At 73.8% G+C, this 18100-nt stretch carries 14 protein-coding genes; 5 read left to right on the top strand and 9 right to left on the bottom strand.

The window, feature by feature from the left end; all coding sequences use genetic code 11:
• Positions 1 to 7: 7 nt before the first annotated feature.
• The 9 genes from AB0A61_RS35520 to AB0A61_RS35560 form a co-directional block, all read right to left on the bottom strand.
• Positions 8 to 1744, bottom strand: a complete 1737-nt coding sequence (locus AB0A61_RS35520) for an acyl-CoA dehydrogenase family protein (RefSeq protein WP_361301935.1) — start codon at positions 1742 to 1744, stop codon at positions 8 to 10.
• Positions 1741 to 3516, bottom strand: a complete 1776-nt coding sequence (locus AB0A61_RS35525) for a fatty acyl-AMP ligase (RefSeq protein ID WP_361301937.1) — start codon at positions 3514 to 3516, stop codon at positions 1741 to 1743. Before AB0A61_RS35525 ends, AB0A61_RS35520 begins: the two co-directional genes overlap by 4 nt.
• A gap of 127 nt (positions 3517 to 3643) precedes the next feature.
• Complete coding sequence (locus tag AB0A61_RS35530) at positions 3644 to 3835, bottom strand: acyl-CoA carboxylase subunit epsilon (RefSeq protein WP_361301940.1); 192 nt, start codon at positions 3833 to 3835, stop codon at positions 3644 to 3646.
• 114 nt (positions 3836 to 3949) lie between these two features.
• Complete coding sequence (locus AB0A61_RS35535; RefSeq protein ID WP_361301941.1) at positions 3950 to 4579, bottom strand: hypothetical protein; 630 nt, start codon at positions 4577 to 4579, stop codon at positions 3950 to 3952.
• Positions 4566 to 5552 carry an aromatase/cyclase gene (locus AB0A61_RS35540; protein ID WP_361301943.1) on the bottom strand — a complete coding sequence of 329 codons (987 nt, stop codon included), beginning with the start codon at positions 5550 to 5552 and terminating at the stop codon, positions 4566 to 4568. Before AB0A61_RS35540 ends, AB0A61_RS35535 begins: the two co-directional genes overlap by 14 nt.
• A 128-nt stretch (positions 5553 to 5680) precedes the next feature.
• Positions 5681 to 6721 carry a ketoacyl-ACP synthase III family protein gene (locus AB0A61_RS35545; protein WP_361301946.1) on the bottom strand — a complete coding sequence of 347 codons (1041 nt, stop codon included), beginning with the start codon at positions 6719 to 6721 and terminating at the stop codon, positions 5681 to 5683.
• A gap of 87 nt (positions 6722 to 6808) precedes the next feature.
• On the bottom strand, positions 6809 to 8431 hold the full coding sequence (gene cimA, locus AB0A61_RS35550; protein WP_361301949.1) for a citramalate synthase: 1623 nt from the start codon (positions 8429 to 8431) through the stop codon (positions 6809 to 6811).
• Between the two features lie 198 nt (positions 8432 to 8629).
• Complete coding sequence (locus AB0A61_RS35555; RefSeq protein WP_361301952.1) at positions 8630 to 10384, bottom strand: MFS transporter; 1755 nt, start codon at positions 10382 to 10384, stop codon at positions 8630 to 8632.
• Positions 10385 to 10465: 81 nt separating this feature from the next.
• A complete protein-coding gene (locus AB0A61_RS35560; protein ID WP_361301955.1) occupies positions 10466 to 11512 on the bottom strand; it encodes a CaiB/BaiF CoA-transferase family protein in 1047 nt (348 codons plus the stop codon).
• A 938-nt stretch (positions 11513 to 12450) separates the two neighbouring features.
• Here AB0A61_RS35560 and AB0A61_RS35565 point away from each other — a divergent pair.
• The 5 genes from AB0A61_RS35565 (at position 12451) to AB0A61_RS35585 (ending at position 18009) form a co-directional block, all read left to right on the top strand.
• On the top strand, positions 12451 to 13572 hold the full coding sequence (locus AB0A61_RS35565) for an epoxide hydrolase family protein (RefSeq protein ID WP_361301958.1): 1122 nt from the start codon (positions 12451 to 12453) through the stop codon (positions 13570 to 13572).
• 22 nt (positions 13573 to 13594) lie between these two features.
• Positions 13595 to 14881: a cytochrome P450 gene (locus AB0A61_RS35570; RefSeq protein ID WP_361301961.1), complete on the top strand. Its 1287-nt coding sequence runs from the start codon at positions 13595 to 13597 to the stop codon at positions 14879 to 14881.
• Entirely contained in the window at positions 14878 to 15900 is a 1023-nt protein-coding gene (locus tag AB0A61_RS35575; protein WP_361301964.1) for an NADP-dependent oxidoreductase, read from the top strand. Before AB0A61_RS35570 ends, AB0A61_RS35575 begins: the two co-directional genes overlap by 4 nt.
• Before the next feature lie 82 nt (positions 15901 to 15982).
• Positions 15983 to 17104, top strand: a complete 1122-nt coding sequence (locus AB0A61_RS35580; RefSeq protein ID WP_361301967.1) for a winged helix DNA-binding domain-containing protein — start codon at positions 15983 to 15985, stop codon at positions 17102 to 17104.
• 140 nt (positions 17105 to 17244) lie between these two features.
• A complete protein-coding gene (locus tag AB0A61_RS35585) occupies positions 17245 to 18009 on the top strand; it encodes an SDR family oxidoreductase (protein WP_361301970.1) in 765 nt (254 codons plus the stop codon).
• Positions 18010 to 18100 lie beyond the last annotated feature (91 nt).

Genomic DNA, 18100 nt, shown 5'->3' on the forward strand with positions numbered 1-18100 from the left:
CCGGCAGTCAGGCAAGCGTGGAGTCGTACAGGTCGTAGCTGCGTCGACCGTGCAGCCGTGACAGGACCTCCCGCAGCACGCGCTGCTCGGCGGCGGCGGGCCGGTCCGGAAGCGGCAGACCCAGCCGCCGGCACAGCCGGTACAGGGCGGCCGTGGGCCAGGCGGCGTCGGCGAGGAAGGGGTCGGCGGCCGCGCCGGCGGACCGCTGCGCGCGCCACACCCCCAGTCCCGCGGCGGCCGCGATCACCAGCGTGTACCGGTCGGCGAGGCCGAAACTGTGCGGGCTGGCCAGGGCCTGCCGGTCCGTGGGGCAGATCTCCGAGAACGCCCTGCGCAGGTCGTTCAGCTCGCTGGTGAGACGGCGGGCGAGGAAGCGCAGCGTGGTCCCGGACTCCCCTGAGCCCGCCGGAAGTTCGTCCTCCTCCAGCAGATCCGTCGAGGCCACCAGGGTGGCGGCGAGCGGGTCGGCGTCGCCCAGCAGGGTGGGCTTCGACAGGTCCAGCGGCGGCAGGTCCTCGTGCGGCCGGAACAGCTCGGCCGGTGCCTCCGGGTCGGCGAACCAGGCGTACCGGGCGAAGTACGGCAGCTGCGGCAGCAGGCTGACCTGCCGGCCCGCGCTGCCGGCGTGCCCGAGGGAGGTGACCGGCAGATCGCGCAGCTGCTTCTGGAACATCCCGTACATGCCGTCCTCGGCGAAGGTCTCCTCGCCGAGTACGGCGGACATCTCGTCCATGGACTCGGAGACCAGCTTGGGCGTCAGATAGGCGGCGGCGGCCGCGTAGGCGCTCATCTGGCCGGGCAGCAGGTGCAGCGCGCGGGTGGCCACCAGGGCCAGGCAGTCGGTGAGCAGCAGATCCAGGAAGGCGCCGGTGAGGACGTCGCGCACGTGCTGGACGTCCAGGGAGGAACGCCCGTCGGCGCGGCGCCGGGCGGCGAACCGGGCGACCGTGCGCAGCGCGGTGTCGGCGCCCGCCAGCACGATGGACGGGATCAGCCCCCGGATCACCAGCGAGGAGCGCAGCGACAGTTCGTAGCCGTCGCCCGGGGCGCCGAGCACCGCCCCGTGCGGCACCGGGCACTTGGTGATCCGCAGCCCGCCGAACTCGGTGCTGCGCATCCCGGTGGTGGCCCGCCGGCCCAGGTCCTCGACGGTGCCGGGGGGCAGGTCGGGGCGGTGCAGCAGCAGTACGGTACGGCTGCTGCTGAGGCTGGGGTCGACACCCGCGGCACGGGCGAAGACGACCAGGCCGTCGGCGCGGGAGGCGTTGGCGATCGCCGACTTGCTGCCGTCCAGCAGCAGTCCGTCGCCCTCGGGGCGGACGGTGAACTCGTCGCTGACGAAGTCGTTGCCGTGCGCGACCTCGTGGCGGGCGACGGCCATCCGGCGGCCCTCCAGCAGGGTCCGGGCGGCCAGCCGCTGCTGCCCGGGACTGCCCGCGGTCCACACCGGGGTGGCCGCGAAGAAGCAGTTGAGCCCGTAGCCGAAGCCGAGCGAGGCATCGCGGCGGAAGACGGGGCGCAGCACCCGGCCGAGCACGTCCATGCGCTCCAGCCGGCCGCCCAGGGAGACGGGTACGAACTCGGCGTTCAGTCCCCACTCGTCGAGGACGCGTTCGGCTCCGGGCAGCACCTCGCCCGCCGCGTCGGCGGCGAGCAGGGCCGCGCCGCCCAGCGGATTGGCCGGATCGTCGAGCGGGCCGAAGGCGCGCTCCAAGGCGTCGATACGGTCCTGGGCGCGGCTCACCGCCGCCTCCCCGGGGTCACCAGGCGCTCGATCTCGGGTTCGACCCTCTGGTGCAGCGCGCGCACCTCGCCGCGCAGGAACAGCCTCCGCATGGCGGCGCGTTCGACCTTGCCACTGGTTGTCCTGCGGACCGTTCCGGGCCGCACCAGCAGCACGGCCCCGGCCGTCACCTCGTGCTCCTCGCGCAGCCGCTGCTGGACGGCCGAGGCCAGGGCGCCGAGGTCGATGTCGTAGTGGCTGCGGGCCCGCAACTCCTGGACCACCACGATGCGTTCGCGCTCCCCGGGTACGGCGAAGGCGGTCCCGGCGCCGAACAGGCCGGTGACCCGCTGCACCGTGCGCTCCAGGTCCTGCGGGTAGAGATTGCGACCCGCGACCACGATCACGTCCTTGATGCGTCCGGTCACCCGCAGCAGGCCGCCCTGCAGGGTGCCGAGGTCACCGGTGCGCAGATGGCCGCCGCGGCCCGAGGCGAGGTGGCCGTCGAAGGCGGCTGCGGTCTCGGCGGGACGAGCCCAGTAACCGGCCGCGACGCCCGGGCCGCGCACCCAGATCTCACCGGTGCGTCCCTCCGGCAGCTCCTCGCAGGTCTCGGGGTCGACGATGCGGATGTCGCAGGAGGCCGCCGGGCCGCAGTGCGCCTGGCCCGCACCGCTGCCGCTCAGGGCCGGAGCGGTGGCGGAGCCGGACACCAGGAGGGTGGCCTCGGCCAGGCCGTAGCAGCAGACGAGCGCCTCGGGCCGCAGCCCGGCCGGGGCGAAGCGCTCGGCGAAGGCCCGCAGGGTGTCCGGGTTCACCGGCTCGCCGCCGCTGACGGCCACCCGCCAGTGGGACAGGTCGAGTCCGGCCAGCTGGGAGTCGTTGATCCGCCGCACGCACAGCTCGTACGCGAAGTCGGGGGCGCCGCTGACGGCGAGCCGGTAGCGGGAGATGGTCTCCAGCCAGTGCGCGGGCCGCTTGACGAAGGCGGCCGGGGAGAGCAGGACGGCCGTGCCGCCCAGCCACAGGGGGAGCAGCAACTGGCCGACGAGGCCCATGTCGTGGTGGAAGGGCAGCCAGCCGCCGAGGCGGATGCCCGGCCGGGTGCCGAGTGCGTCGCCGATGGCCCGCAGATTGGCCAGCAGGCTGCCGTGGCTGACGACCACCCCGCGGGGCTCGCGGGTGGAGCCGGAGGTGTACTGCAGGAACGCGGCCGCCTCGGGGGCGGGGGTGGACCCGGGCGCACCGGACCGGCCGGCCGGGAAGGCGCCCGCGGTGCGCCGGGCAGCGCCGGAGCCGGATGCCGGCGCGGCACCGGTGGACTCCGAGTCCGGGCGGAGCTCGGCCGGGACCGGGGCGTCGGTGAGCACGCAGGTGACGTGCCCATGACCGGTACGGGCGAGCAGCTGGGACACCTCGGCGGCCTCACCGGTCGAGGTCAGCGCGCAGGAGACCGCGGCGTCCTTGACGATCCCGGCGATGCGCTCGTCGTGGTGCGCGCGGCCCCCGGGCGGAGCCACCGGTACGGCGACCACACCCGCGTACAGGCAGGCGAGGAAGCTGGTGGCGAACGCCGCCCGCCCGCGGTGCACCACGAGCGCCCGCTCCCCGGGGCCCGTGTGCCGCAGCAGCCGGCCGGCCAGGACCCGGGCGGCCCGGTCGAGTTCCGCGTAGGAGACCGTCCTGGGCCACAGGGCTCCGGAACGTTCCCCGAGCAGGATCAGCGCCTCCCGGTCGGGTGTCCTCGCGGCCTGTTCCTGGATGAGTTCGGTGAAGGTCCGGTGACCGGTCATCGCTCCTCCCCCTCACATGTCGTGCGGCCGTCTCTGCGGCTCGGCCGCGGCTTGTCCTGCCGGAGGGCGGGCGGCGCACTCTCGTGGAGCAGCCCCGTTCCCGCCCCGTTCGTGGCGTGGTCCCTGATCACGGACCCGACCAGGCCACCGGGGTGTGGTAGCCGCCGCCCTTGACGGTCCATCCCGCGAAGGCGGTCCGCTCGTCCTCGTCCGGCGCGTCCCGGCGCCGGGCGAGGGCGAGCAGTACGGCGGTGACGGCCGCGAGTTCGGTCTCGTCGGGCTGCCCGCGGACCACGGTGATGTGTGTCGTGTCGGCCATGGGGACAGCCTGCTCCGGGCTGCTCGAAGCGGCCTCGCGCACGGAACGCGGGAGAGCCGAGGACCGCTGGTCCCCGGCTCTCGCGCCACCGGTGCCGAGGCGCCGACGGCGCCCTCAGCCGATCACCCGCTCGTACGCCACGTGACGGGTGCGGACGACGGCCACCTCGGCCTCCTCGGCGAGCGCGGCGCGCAGCCTCAGGTACGTCTGACTGTCCAGGGCCCGCTCGCAGTCCCCGGCGTTGCGCCACCACTGCACCCCGGTGTACTCCCCGGGGCGCAGCGTCGAGCGCAGCAGGTCGCTGCCGCCGAAGTGGCCCAGTTCGCCGAAGTGGTCGTTGACCGCGGCGAAGTGCTTCTCGAAGGCGGCGGGGTCGCCGTGCACCGCGGCCCGGGTGAGCACCACGTTCCCGGCCCCGACGTCGGCGTTCTCCCTGAGCACCCGGGCCACGCTGACCGCCTGGTCGGCCTCGGTCTCCACCAGGGGCGCCAACCGTTTGATCCGGGCCTGGAAGTCCGGGTCGTGGACGGTGTCGAGGAAGCCGCGCCGGGTGCGCCAGTGGCCGAGGTGGGCGTAGACGTGCGGCCGGTCCAGGAGGCTGACGGTGACCAGGAAGTCGAAGTCCTCGCGGTGGCGCATGAACTGCGAGTACTCCTGGAACAGCCGTTGGAAGGCCGGAAGGTCGCCCTTGACCGTGAAGTAGTTGACGACGACCACCGGCTCGTCCGGGCTACGATCCGACACGCGCTTCCTCCGCGAACTGTTTGGCATGGCGCAGCGTGGTGGAGCTGTTGGTGCCCAGCGCCTTGCGGACCAGTGCCCGCGCTTCGGCGAGCGTGGCCTCGGGGCCGAGCGCGCTGCGCACCCCCTCCGGGTCGAGCGTGACGGTGTGCCAGGAGGTGGCCCGGACCGTGCCGTCGCCCAGGGACTCGATGACCCAGCGCCCGCTGTGCCCGCTCATCGCCACCGGCACCCGCAGCTGCTTGTAGACGATCATGTGGCGGTCCTCGAAGCACACCCGGACCGAGGTGGTGTTGTGGGTGGAGCCGTCGGGGCTGCGGGTGTCCATGTCCATGTGCTGGATGCCCGGCTCGTCCTCCGTGAGCTCCAGGCGGGCCACGTGGGGCAGCCGCTCGGGCCACAGGTCGGCGCGGTCCAGGAAGGCGTAGACGTCCCCGGCGGCGCCGACGACGGTCTCCGAGTCACTGAACGTGAAATGCAACTCCTCGCGCGCCTCGCCCAGTTCGGCCGCGTTCTTCAGCGCGGCGAGCTCCGCGCGGCTGTTGCCGTCGACGGCCCGCTCTATCTGCTCCTCGGCGGCCGGGTCGTCACCCACGGCGCGGTAGTCGTGCAGCAGCACCACGCGGGTCCTGCCGTCCTCCAGTTCCTCGACGCGCCACGCGCCGCCCATGGCCGCGACCGGCGCGGCGGGGACGAGCTGGCGGAAGGTGATGGTGCGGGAGGCCGGGTCCAGGACGCGGCGGGAGGTCCAGGTGCGTACGCGTTCGTCGGCGACGGCCCAGATGCGCAGGGTCTGCTCGCCCCCCTCGGCGGGGGCGTCCTGGAGCACCTCGACGTGCACGGTGGGCCCGAACACCTGCGGCCACGCGGAGACGTCGGCGACCAGGGCGTAGACGGTGGCGGCCGGGGCCGCGACGGTGATGGAGTGCTCCGTGACGTGGGGAGCAGAGGTCTCGGACGTAGCGGTCGGCGCCACGGCAACCTTCCCTTCGACAGCCGTGCGTACGGCGTGCCAGCAGACTGACATACGGATGGTCGAGCGAGGGTGGAGAAGTGGTGGATCCGGGCTCCGGAAAGCCGGGACGGGAACGCGAGCCGCCGGATTCAGGCTCCGGCGTCCTGCTGCTCCCAGCGCGGGGGACGGAGGATCTCCACCACGGCGCAGCCCCAGCTGTAGCCGGCGCCGACGCTGACGAGCACGACGCGGTCCCCGGGGCCCGCCTTCCCCGAGACGAGCAGATGGTCGAGTCCGGCGAACTGGTCGCCGGCCCCGAGGTGTCCGACGGCGCGACTGAACTCCCAGCTGGTGCGGGCCGGGTCGATGCCGAACGGCTCGTAGTAGATGGACTTCAGTCGCCGCCGCCCGAAGTGGGGGAGCAGCACCCAGTCGGCCTCGGCCAGTTCCAGACCGGCGTCGCTGCAGGCCTGCTTGACGACCGTCTGCTGGCCGTGGTGGGCCCGGGTGATGGCGTAGGACATGCCGACCCGGCCGATGAACGCCCGCTTGGCCTCCTCGAAGTCGACGGGCACGCGGTGACTGAACGGCGCGGGGCCGAACGGCTCGTCGCCGCGGTGCATCGGCTCCAGCTCCGGGTCGGCGAACAGGGCGAGCGACCTGAGCCGCGCGAAGCCGCCCCGCCGGGACAGTACGAGTGCGGTGGCGCCGTCCGCGTAGGGGGTGCCCGGATCGGTGCGCCAGCGGTCGATGCCGGGCTCGCAGAAGCGGTCGGCGGTGGTCAGCAGGGCGTCGGCGCGGCCGTGCCCGGACGTGAGGTAGGCGGTGGCGAGGTCGAGGGCGGCCAGGCCGCCGTTCGACATCTGCCGGATCTCCACGGCCTGGCAGCTGTTGCCGAGCGCCTCGCGCTGGACGTACGAGGCCACCGGCCACAGGTCCTGGCCCTGGTGGTACGTGTCGGCGTGCAGCAGCAGGTCGATGTCGCCGCCGTCGCTGCCCGCCCGGCCCAGCGCGGTGCGCGCGGCGGCCGCGGCCATCTCGGCGGCGGATTCCTCGGGTGAGTACGCCACCGACACCATGCCGGTGGCGGACGCGACACGGGGCGGGCAGGCGCCCGTGGCGACCGCGTCGGCGACATTGAGCACGGAGGGCAGCCGTACGGAGGTCCCCCGTATGAAGACGTCTTCCACACGCACAGGTGCTCCAGGAGGTCGGGGCTCGGCCGGTGGCGGCGAGGGCCGGTGGCGGTGAGCCGGGGTACTGCGGGAACCGCCGGCTCAGCCGGAGGCGGCGACGGCCAGGGGCGGCGAACCGGGGGCGCTGCGGGACCGGTCGAGCAGGACGTAGTGGACGGCGTCGAGCAGCGCGGCCCAGCTGGCCGCGACGGTGTTCTGGTCGACGCCGACGGTGCCCCAGCGCCGCTCGCCGTCCCGGTAGGAGATCAGGACCCGGGTGGCCGCGCCGCTGCCGGTCTGCCCGCTGAGGACGCGGACCCGGTAGTCCACCAGTTCCAGTCCGGCCAGCGCGGGGAAGTACGGGTCCAGGGCGCGGTGCAGAGCGGTGTCGAGGGCGTTGACGGGGCCGTTGCCGTGACCGTCCGCGGTGACGGGTTCCCCCTCGACCCGCAGCCGTACGCAGGCCTCGGTGCGGACCTGCCCGTCGGGCCGGCTGGATACCCCGATCGACCAGGACTCGACCTCGAACGGCGGGGGCGGCGGACTGCCGGCGAGCTCCTCGCGCAGCAGCAGCTCGAAGGAGGCGTCGGCCGACTCGAAGCTGTAGCCCCGGTTTTCCAGGTCCTTGACGCGGGCGGCGGCCCGCGCCACGACGTCGGAGCCCGCGGCGACCTGGTAGCCCAGCTCGCGCGCCTTGAGCTCGACGGAGGAGCGGCCGCCCATGTCGGACACCAGGGTGCGCATCACGTTGCCGACCAGGGCCGGGTCGGTGTGCTGGTACAGGTCGGGGTCGACGCGCAGCGCGGAGGCGTGCAGCCCCGCCTTGTGGGTGAAGGCGGAGGCGCCGGTGTACGGGGCCGAGGGGTCGGCGCGCACCCCGGTGATCTCGGTGATCGCCAGACCCGTCCTGGTGAGTTCGGGCAGCCGGTCCAGCGGCAGGACCTTCTTGCCGCGCTTGAGCAGGAGGTTGGCGATGACGGTGAACAGGTTGGCGTTGCCGCAGCGTTCGCCGTAGCCGTGGGCGGTGCCCTGGGCGTGGACGGCGCCGGCGTCGATCGCCGCCATGGTGTTGGCGACCGCGCAACCGGTGTCGTCGTGGCAGTGGATGCCGACGGGCGCCCCGGTCATGGCGATGGTGTCGGCGACCACGGCCCCCACCTCGTTGGGCAGTGAGCCGCCGTTGGTGTCGCACAGGACCACGGTCTCGGCGCCGGCCTCGACGGCGGTGTGGACGACGGCGAGGGCGTACTCGCGGTTGAGCCGGTACCCGTCGAAGTAGTGCTCGGCGTCGAGGAACACGCGGCGCCCGGCGTGCACCAGGTGCCGCACGGTGCTGCCGATCATGGCCAGGTTCTCGGCGAGCGTGGTGCGCAGGGCATGGCCGACGTGCCCGGTGTGGCTCTTGGCCACCAGGGTCACCACGGGCGTCTCGGCCGCCAGCAGGGCCCTGACCTGTGGGTCGACGGCGACCGAGACGCCCGGCCTGCGGGTCGCGCCGAAGGCCGCCAACTGGGCGCTGCGCAGCTGGAGTTCGGTCCGCGCCCGGTGGAAGAACTCGGTGTCCTTCGGTATCGCCCCCGGCCAGCCGCCCTCGATGAAGTGGATGCCGAGCGCGTCGAGCCGGCGTGCGACGGCGAGCTTGTCCTCGACCGTCAGCACCAGGCCCTCCTGCTGGGTGCCGTCGCGCAGGGTCGTGTCGTAGAGCTGGAAGCTCCGCTCAGCCATCGCCCCTCCCTTGTCCCGATGTGTGCCGGTGGTTTTCGGACGTCCGTTCCGGCTGCTTCGTCCACGGTCCGGCGGAGGGCCGGAGAACCCCTCGAACGGCGCTGGACCGGCGCGCGGGCGCACGACGGCGCGGCGGGACCGGACGGCGCACGGCCGTCCGGGTCCCGCCGCGCCATGAGCGGGCGGTGCTGCGAGAGGTCAGGACACCTCTGCCGAAGTGCCCTCGGCCTGTCCCTGGTCCTCGCTCCGCAGCCTGCGCGGGATGGCGAACATCAGGGCGAAGACCACCGCCGTGATGCCGATGAACACCGACATCAGGGTCTGGAAGCTGGCGGCGAAGGAGTCGCCGCGCACCTCGCCCTGGTACTTGGACAGGACCGGGGCGACCCTGGCGTCCCGCAGCGGCGCCGCGGTGCAGCTGGCCGGGGTCACCTGCAGGTCCTTCTGACCGGCCCGGTCCGTGGCGCAGGTCCGGTAGGCCTCGGCCGTGGTCCGCGCCTCACCGGGGGTGAGCTGAGCGGTGACGACCAGGTCCTTGCGCAGGTTCGCCATGTGGTCGTCCACGCTGGACCCGGTATTGCCCACCAGGCCGCCGAAGAAGACCACGCTGACCAGGGCACCGCCGATGGCGAAGCCCAGCTGGGTGTTGGTGTTGACCAGACCGGAGGCGGAACCGGCGTCCTTGTGCGGGACCTCGGAGGTCACGATCAGCGGCAGCGGTGTGGCCACCGTGCCGAAGCCCAGACCCACCAGGAACAGCGGCGCCGCGATGTGCCAGGAGGTCACCTCGCTGCCCTTCGCGCCGGCCACCCAGATGTACGTGGCCAGGCCGACGACCAGGACGACGGCACCGACCTGCATGGCCTTGCGGCCGAACTTGGGCACCAGGATCATCACCGAGGAGGTGGCGGTGAGGAAGGCACCGACGCAGAACGGGAGGCTGGTCAGACCGGCGCGCATCGGCGACCAGCCCTGGCCGATCTGCATGTACAGGGTCCACCCGATGGTGAACATGCCCATGCCGGTGTAGAAGATCATGTTGACGGCGAGGCCGGAGGAGAAGCTGCGGATGCGGAAGAGGCTCAGCTCCACCAGCGGCGAGCCGTCCTTGCGGGCCTTGGCCCTCTGCCACAGCACGAAGACGGCCAGCACCGGCGCCGCGGCGATCATGGAGACATAGCCCCAGACCGGCCAGCCCAGTTCGCGGCCCTGGAGCAGCGGGTAGACCAGCATGACCATGCCGGCGGTGGCCAGCACCACGCCGAGCGTGTCCAGCCGCAGCGCGTGCGGCGCCTTCGACTCGCTGATGACCTTGGACCCGTAGGCCAGACCGAGCAGGCCGACCGGCACGTTGACCAGGAAGATCAGCCGCCAGTCCAGGCCGAAGAGGTTCCACTCGACCATCAGGCCGCCGAGGGCCAGACCCAGCGTGGCCGCGAGTCCGCCGACCAGGCCGTGCAGCGCGAAGGCGGTGCCCCGCTCCTTGTCGGAGAACGTCACATGGATGATGGACAGCACCTGCGGGACCATCACACCGGAGAAGGCCCCCTGGACGACGCGGGCCGCCACCAGCTGCCACGGCTCCTGCGACACACCGGCCGCGAGCGAGGCCAGGGTGAAGCCGGCGACGCCGAGCAGGAACATCTTCTTGCGACCGTAGATGTCACCCAGACGCCCGCCGAGGATCAGCATCAGGGCGAAGGCGAGCTGATAGCCCACCAGCACCCACTGGATGGCCGAGTACCCGGCGCCCAGCTCGCGCTGCATCGAGGGCGCCGCCACGTTGGCGATCGTCCCGTCCAGCAGATCCATGAACGCGGAGACGAGCAGCACCAGCAGCGCCGCCCAGCGCTTGGGGTCGAGGTTCGCCCCCTCGGCCGCCGCGTCCGCACCGTGCGCGTAATTTCCCACCTCCGTCTCGACGGACGGAGCCTGCTGGGACTCAATAGCCATGATGTACCTCTCTGATACTCGGGGGGTGTCCGGCGTTCGGGAACCGGTCTCTCGGCGGCCGAAGGCCGCGGAAGCATCGGTTCAGCAGCATGACGGCGGCCGGTGGAGCGCCACTGGAGTGCGGCTGAAGCGGGGTGCGGACGTGGCCGGGCCGCTGCCGCGGGCCCGGTGGTGGGGGTGGCCGGCGGCCTCGTCGACCGTGAGGACCGGGGTCACGCACGCCTCCGTGTGCGCGAAGTGACGGGCCCAGGCGTCGCGGTCCCGGCCGAGGAACCGGTCGGCGAAACTGCGGCGCAGCGCGGGCCAGTTGGCCGGGTCGCCGCGGTCCGGCAGCCGCCGGGCGTCCAGTTCCAGGCCGGCCAGCAGGGCCGCGTAGAAGCGGTCCTCCAGAGCACCCACCGCCACGTACCGGCCGTCCTCGCAGGCGTAGCAGGTGTAGAACGGGGCCCCGCCGTCCAGCAGGTTCGCCCCGCGCTCGTGGCGCCAGCGGCCCGCGGCCGCCATGCCGACCAGCATGCCGAGCAGGGCGCCGGTGCCGTCGACGATCGCGGCGTCGACGACCTGACCGCGGCCGGAGCCCTGCCGCTCGTACAGCGCCGCGAGCACGCCGGCGACCAGGAACATGCCACCACCGCCGAAGTCGCCGAGGAGGTTGACCGGGGGGACCGGCGGACCGCCGCCCTCACCGATGGCGTGCAGGGCACCGGTCAGCGCCAGGTAGTTGATGTCGTGGCCGGGGGTGTGGGCCAGCGGTCCCTCCTGTCCCCAGCCGGTCATCCGGGCGTACACCAGCCGCGGGTTGCGCTCCAGGCACACGTCGGGGCCGATGCCGAGCCGCTCGGCGACTCCGGGACGGAAGCCCTCGACCAGGACGTCGGCGCCCTCGGCCAGGCGCAGCAGCTCCGCCACGCCCGCCGGGTCCTTCAGGTCCAGGGCGGTCACGCGGCGGCCCCGGTCCAGGACCCGGTGCCAGTCGGCGAAGGGGCGGCGGCCGTCGGCGCGCTCCACGCGCAGCACGTCCGCGCCCAGGTCGGCGAGGACCATGCAGGCGAAGGGGGCGGGCCCGATCGCCGCGAGCTCCACAACGCGCAGGCCGTGCAGCGGTCCCGTCGCGGGGTCTGTGCTCATCCCTGTCCTCCTCGTCACCGACGAACCGGCCCCGCACGCTCCGTCCGGCCGCTCGCACCCGGCTGGCGGGCCACTCGCGCCGCGGTGGGCAGGCGCTTGCGCGCGAGTCGGCGATTACGGGACGGGGGCAGTCGGCGCCATGGCCGCGTCGCGTTCCGGTGCGGCGCCCGGTCGTCCTGCCCGCCCGGTCGCCCGGGGGGTGGGCCGCCGGGGGTGCGCCGGGCCGCCGGGAGGGCACGCCGCCCGCTGGGAGGGGGCGTGTTGGGTGCCGGGGGTGCGCCGGGCCGGCGGGAGGGGCGTGCTGGGCCGCCAGGGGCGTGCTGGGCCGCCCGGGGGCACGCCGCCCGCTGGGAGGGGGCGTGCTGGGCTGCCGGGGGTGCGCCGGGCCGGCGGGAGGGGCGTGCTGGGCCGCCAGGGGCGTGCCGGGCCGCCCGGGGGCACGCCGCCCTCCGGGAGGGCGTGCTGGGCTGCCGGGGGTGCGCCGGGCCGGCGGGAGGGGCGTGCTGGGCCGCCCGGGGGCACGCCGCCCACTGGGAGGGGGCGTGTTGGGTGCCGGGGGCGCGCCGGGCCGCCGGGAGGGCACGCCGGGCCGCTGGGAAGGGGCGTGCTGGGTCGCCGGGGCGCGCCGGGCCGGCGGGACCGGATGCTGGGTCGCCGGGGGCACGCCGCGCCGCCGGGAGGGGCGTGCTGGGGCGCTGGGAGGGGCGTGCCGGGGCGCCGGTGGGGACGCGCCGGTCCCGGTCCGGTGCTCCGTCGGCCCGACCGGCCGTCCGAGGGCGCGGCGATCCCGGACCGGTGCTCAACGACCGCTGTGAGAAACCGCGTTGGCGCTGCGTCCGCTCTTCGGGAGACGGGTGCGCCGGTCGACTCCGGCTCAAGGGGCGGTCCGTAGCGTTCCTGGGCGCACCCAGCCTTCGGCAGCCCGAGAGGAACCCCGCATGGACACGGCACTCACGCCCTTCCGCGTCGAGTTTCCCGAGTCGGCCCTCACCGACCTTCGTGACCGGCTGGCGCGTACCCGGTGGCCGGAGGCGGAGACGGTCGACGACTGGTCGCAGGGCGTGCCCCTCACGTATCTGCGTGACCTGGCCGGCCACTGGCGGACCACCTACGACTGGCGTGCCACCGAGGCCCGGCTCAACGCGCTGCCGCAGTACCGCACACGGATCGACGGACTCCGTGTCCACTTCCTGCATGTGCGCTCCCCGCACCCGCAGGCCGTGCCGCTGCTGCTCAGCCACGGCTGGCCCGGCTCCGTCGTGGAGTTCCTCGACCTGATCGAACCGCTGACGAACCCTCACGACCCGGCCGACGCCTTCCACGTGGTGGCTCCCTCGCTGCCCGGCTACGCCCTCAGCGACAAGCCGGCCACCACCGGCTGGACCGTGGAGCGCACCGCCGCGGCCTGGGCAAAGCTCATGGCCCGCCTGGGGTACGAGCGCTACGCCGCCCACGGGGTCGACTGGGGCTCCTTCCTCACCGGCGCGCTCGGCACCCTGGACGCCCCCCACCTGCTCGGCGTCCACCTGGCCATGCCGTTCGCCAAACCCCCGCAGGAGCAGGTCGAACTCGACGCCCGCGACCTGGCCGGACTCGCGGCGCTGAAGGAGTTCCAGCAGAACGAGGGCGGCTACTCCGCCGTCCAGGCCACCCGCCCGCAGACACTGGGTTACGCCCTCACCGACTCGCCCGTCGGCCAGCTCGCCTGGATCGCCGAGAAGTACTGGGCCTGGAGCGACCACGACGGCGACCTGGAAAAGGTGATCCCGCGCGACCGGCTGCTCGACGTGGTGACCCTGGCCTGGCTGGCCGGTACCGGTGCGTCCTCCGCGCGCATCTACTGGGAGAGCCACAACCGGATGGCCCTCGACCCGGTGGCGGTACCGACGGCCTGCTCCGTCTTCCCCAAGGACGCCCGGATGCCGCGCGCCTGGTGCGAGCACCGGTTCACCGACCTGCGCCGGTGGACCGACCACGACAGGGGCGGCCACTTCCCCGCCCTGGAACAGCCCGAACTGCTCGTCGGCGAACTGCGGTCCTTCTTCCGCACGCTGCGCTGACCGCCGACCGGGAGGACACGCCATGACGCACCCCACGCCGGGCCCGGTCGAGGACCTGCCCCCCTTCCCGTTCCCCGGGTCGAGCCACCGCGGCCCCGCCCCGCTGTTCGCACGACTGCGGGCCGAGCGCCCGGTGGTCCGCGTCCAGTGGGCCGGCGGCGGCCACGCCTGGCTGGTCACCCGGCACCGCGACGTCCGGGCCGTGCTCGACGACCCGCGCTTCAGCCGGGCCGCGGCCTACGCACCCGGGGCGCCCCGGTTCAGCGGACTGTTCCAGGCCCCGCCCGGAATGATCATCTCGCTGGACCCGCCGGACCACACCCGGCTGCGCGCCCTCGCCGAACAGGCCTTCTCCGCCGCCCGGATCGCCGCGATGCGGCCACGGGTGCGGGAGCTGGCCGCAGGGCTGCTGGACGCGCTGGAGAAGCAGGCCGGGCAGGGCCCGGTCGATCTGGTGGCCGGCTTCGCGGCACCGCTCGCCATGACCGTGATCTGCGAGCTGCTGGGGGTGCCGGAGGCGGACCGGGAACAGTTCCACGTCTGGGTACGGCAGTTCGCCGACGTGTCGGGCCCGCCGGAACGGGCCGCGGAGGGCGGGGAGAGGCTCGGCGCGTACATCGCGCGACTGGTGGGGGAGCGCCGGGGCGGCGTGGCCGAAGACGGCGAACCCACCTCCGCCCAAGGCCGCCGTGGCGCCGACGACGTGCTGTCGGCGCTGGCCGCGGCACGGATCGGCGAGGACCGCCTCGGCTTCGACGAACTGGTCGGGCTCGGCTTCACCCTCCTCGGCGCCGGTTTCGACTCCTCCGCCGGACAGCTCGGCAACGTGGTGGCCACCCTGCTCGCCGGACACCGCGACGTCTGGCGCCGTCTGGGGGAACACCCCGGGGACATCCCGGCCGTGGTCGAGGAACTGCTGCGCACGGTGAACCTCAACGGCAACGACACCTCCGGCCTGCCGCGCATCGCCACCGAGGACGTCACCGTGGGCGGCGTCGTCATCCCGGCCGGGGACGCGGTCTTCCTCGCCTTCGCCTCCGCCAACCGGGACGAGGACGTCTTCCCGCACGCCGACCGGACCGACTTCCACCGTGCCGGCAACCCCCACCTGGCCTTCGGCCACGGCATCCACCGCTGCCTGGGCGCGCCCCTGGCCCGGCTGGAGCTGTCCGTGGCCCTCGCCGAGCTGACCCGCCGATTCCCCGACGCGGCCCTCGCCGTCCCCGAGGAGGACCTGCGGTGGCGGGCCGGTGACGTCAACCACAACCTGCTCGCCCTGCCCGTCCGTCTGACAAGGAGCACCGCATGACCGCCGATCAGCTGCCGGCGACCAGCCGCGAAGTCCGGCTGGCCTCCTATCCCGAGGGCGAGGTGACCCTCGATCATTTCGAACTCGGCGAGTCGGAACTGCCCGAGCCGGGCGAGGGCCAGGTCGTCGTACGCAACGACTGGATGACCCTGGGCTCGGTGGCCCGGGACCAGATGAACCCCGGCACCAAGCTGCCGATCCCGGTGTTCCAGCCGGGAGTCGCCATGTGGGGACGCACGGTCGGCACGGTCGTCGCCTCGCGCAGCCCCCAGCTGGCGGTCGGTGACCTGGTGGAGCACTTCTCCGGGTGGCGGCAGTACGCCGTCGGCACCGCCCACGAGTTCTTCCCCCGGGACCGCGCGCTGCTGCCCGGCCCCGAGTACTTCCTGTCCCAGGGACCGACGGCCTGGCACGGCATGGTGGACACGGCCGAGGTGGGCGAGGGCGACGTCGTGTTCGTCTCCGGAGCCACCAACGGCGTCGGCGCGCTGGCCGGGCAGATCGCCAGACTGCGGGGCGCCAAGCGGGTCATCGGCAGCACCGGCTCCAAGGAGAAGACCGGCTTCCTGGTCGACGAGCTGGGCTTCGACGCCGCCTTCGACTACCACGACGGGCCGGTGGCCCAACAGCTCGCCGAGCTGGCCCCCGACGGCCTCGACGTCGTCTTCGACAACGTCGGCGGTGAACAGTTCGAGGCGGCCGTCCAGGTGGCCTCCCGCGGTGCGCGGTTCGCGCTCTGCGGTGCGCTGGCCGGCCAGCACGGCTCCGGCGACGGCGGCGCCCCCCGGCTGCCGCTGATGCAGGTCATCAGCAAGGACCTGACCCTGCGCGGCTTCGCCACCCTGCACACGCCCGACCAGATCGAGAACTGGAACACCCGCTTCGGCGCGTGGCTGCGGGAGGGGAGCATCGTCTTCCCGCACACGGTCGTCGAGGGCGGGGTGGCCGCGCTCCCGGAGGCGTTCATCGCGCTGCTGGAACGCCGGTACAGCGGCACCGTCCTGGTAAGGCTGAGCTGAACCACGAACCACTGAGGCGGGCGGCCTGTCCCGGACGGTCCGGGACGGGCCGCCCCGTGTACGTCCCGAGGAGGCGAGGGCCATGACCGCACACGACACGGACGGTGTGCTGGACCGAGTGGCGCTCAACCGGGCCCTGCTGGCCCGCCAACTGCTGCTGGAGCGCTCGCCGATGGGCGCGGCCGACGCCCTGGAGCACCTGGTCGGCATGCAGGCCCAGGCGCCCGAGCCGCCCTACACCGGGTTGTGGACCCGGCTGGCGGCCTTTCGGCCCGAGGAGCTGTCCGAGCTGCTGGAGAGCCGGGCGGCGGTACGGCTGGTGCTGATGCGCTCGACGCTGCACCTGGTCACCGCCCGGGACTGCCTGCGGCTGCGGCCGGTGCTGCACGGCTCCCTGGCACGCTCCCTGACCAGCACCTTCGGGCGCAAGGTGGCCGGCCTCGACCTCGCCGAGGTGGCGGCGCGCGGCCGGGCGCTGGTGGAGAAGGAACCGCTCACCCTGGGCCGACTCGGTACCCAGCTCGCCGAACACTGGCCCGACCGGGACGCGTTCGCCCTCGCCAATGCCGTACGAGCGCTCGTGCCGCTGGTGCAGACCCCGCCGCGCGGCCTGTGGGGCCGGGGCGGCCAGGCCGTGCACACCACCGCCGAAGCGTGGCTGAACCACCCGCTGGAGGCCGACGACACCCCGGACCACATGGTCCTGCGCCATCTCGCCGCATTCGGTCCGGCGACCGTCAAGGACGTCCAGACCTGGTCCGGCATGACCGGCCTGGCCGCGGTGGTACGACGGCTCGGCCCGCGGCTGCGCACCTTCCGCGACGAGAACGGTGCCGTCCTGTACGACCTGCCGGACGCGCCGCGTCCCGACCCGGGCACCCCGGCGCCCGTGCGCTTCCTGCCGGAGTTCGACAACATCCTGCTTTCGCACGCCGACCGCTCGCGGATCCTGACCGTCGAACAGCGCGCCCGCGTCCTCACCCGCAACGGACTGGTCAGGTCGACGTTCCTGGTGGACGGTTTCGTCCGTGGGCTGTGGCGCATCGAACGGGAGGCCGACGCGGCCCACCTCGTCCTGGAGCCGTTCTCCCCGGTGGACCGGGCGCGGCGACGCGAACTGACCGAGGAGGGCATGCGGCTGCTCGCCTTCGCGGCGGCCGACCGCACTCCGGCCGGCGTGCGCTTCGGCCCCGCCGCGGCCTGACCCGACGCGAATCGTCAGGCAGTCCCTGGGGATCCGCGGACGCTCGCCGTCCACTCGACCGGCGCCCCAGCCGGACCCGGTGTACTGGCCATGGCCGGATCCGTCCGTCGGCCGGCCACCGGCCCAGAGAGGGAACTGCCATGTCGGACAAGCCATTTGCCGAGCGCACCGTCGTCGTCACCGGAGGAGGTACCGGCATAGGGCGGGCCTCCGCCCTGGCCTTCGCCGCCCTCGGGGCGGCCGCCGTCGTCATCACCGGACGCCGCAAGGAGCGGCTGGCGGAGGTCGCCGGACTGCACCCGGCGATCGTCCCCGTGACCGCCGACGTGACCACCGAGACCGGCGCGGACACCGTGGCCGAGGCGGTGGCCGAGCGCGGCGGCACGCTGGACGTCCTGGTGCACAACGCCGGAGTCTTCCGCTTCACCCCGCTGGCCGGACTCGACGTGGCGACGGCCCGCGAGGTACTCGAGACCAACGTACTCGGCCCCGTCCTGCTGACCCGCCGGCTGCTGCCGCTGCTGCGCTCCCCGGGCGGCGCCGTCGTCCTCGTCTCCAGCCGCGGCGGCCACAACCCGGGCCCGGAGAGCTCGCTGTACTGCGCGAGCAAGGCCGCCGTGCACAGCTTCACCCGGAGCTGGGCGGCCGAGCTGGCCCCGCGCCGCATCCGCGTCAACGCGGTCGCGCCCGGCTTCGTCCGCACCGATGCGTACGCCGCCAACGGCCTGTCCGAGGAGCAGGTCGAGGGGCTGTTCGCGGGCGTGGTCCACTCCATCCCGCTCGGCCGGGTCGCCGAGGCCGAGGAGATCGCCGCCTGGGTGACCCGGCTCGCGGAACCCGCCGCCTCCCTGGTCACCGGCCAGATCCTCACCGTCGACGGCGGCATGGACGTCGCCGGCAACTAGTGCCCCGGCAGGCAACGTTCGCCCCGTCGCGACGCCCGGCACGCACTCTCGCCGCACCGGCCGAAAGCCCAAGTACGTCCAGTACGAGGAC

Source organism: Streptomyces sp. NPDC046197, assembly GCF_040646295.1.
GTDB lineage: Bacteria > Actinomycetota > Actinomycetes > Streptomycetales > Streptomycetaceae > Streptomyces.

Bases quoted from the DNA above. Each gene is read 5' to 3' on its own strand.
- AB0A61_RS35525 (WP_361301937.1), bottom strand. From the start codon at position 3,516: ATGACCGGTCACCGGACCTTCACCGAACTCATCCAGGAACAGGCCGCG.
- AB0A61_RS35530 (WP_361301940.1), bottom strand. From the start codon at position 3,835: ATGGCCGACACGACACACATCACCGTGGTCCGCGGGCAGCCCGACGAG.
- cimA (WP_361301949.1), bottom strand. From the start codon at position 8,431: ATGGCTGAGCGGAGCTTCCAGCTCTACGACACGACCCTGCGCGACGGC.
- AB0A61_RS35555 (WP_361301952.1), bottom strand. From the start codon at position 10,384: ATGGCTATTGAGTCCCAGCAGGCTCCGTCCGTCGAGACGGAGGTGGGA.
- AB0A61_RS35560 (WP_361301955.1), bottom strand. From the start codon at position 11,512: ATGAGCACAGACCCCGCGACGGGACCGCTGCACGGCCTGCGCGTTGTG.
- AB0A61_RS35565 (WP_361301958.1), top strand. From the start codon at position 12,451: ATGGACACGGCACTCACGCCCTTCCGCGTCGAGTTTCCCGAGTCGGCC.
- AB0A61_RS35570 (WP_361301961.1), top strand. From the start codon at position 13,595: ATGACGCACCCCACGCCGGGCCCGGTCGAGGACCTGCCCCCCTTCCCG.
- AB0A61_RS35575 (WP_361301964.1), top strand. From the start codon at position 14,878: ATGACCGCCGATCAGCTGCCGGCGACCAGCCGCGAAGTCCGGCTGGCC.
- AB0A61_RS35580 (WP_361301967.1), top strand. From the start codon at position 15,983: ATGACCGCACACGACACGGACGGTGTGCTGGACCGAGTGGCGCTCAAC.
- AB0A61_RS35585 (WP_361301970.1), top strand. From the start codon at position 17,245: ATGTCGGACAAGCCATTTGCCGAGCGCACCGTCGTCGTCACCGGAGGA.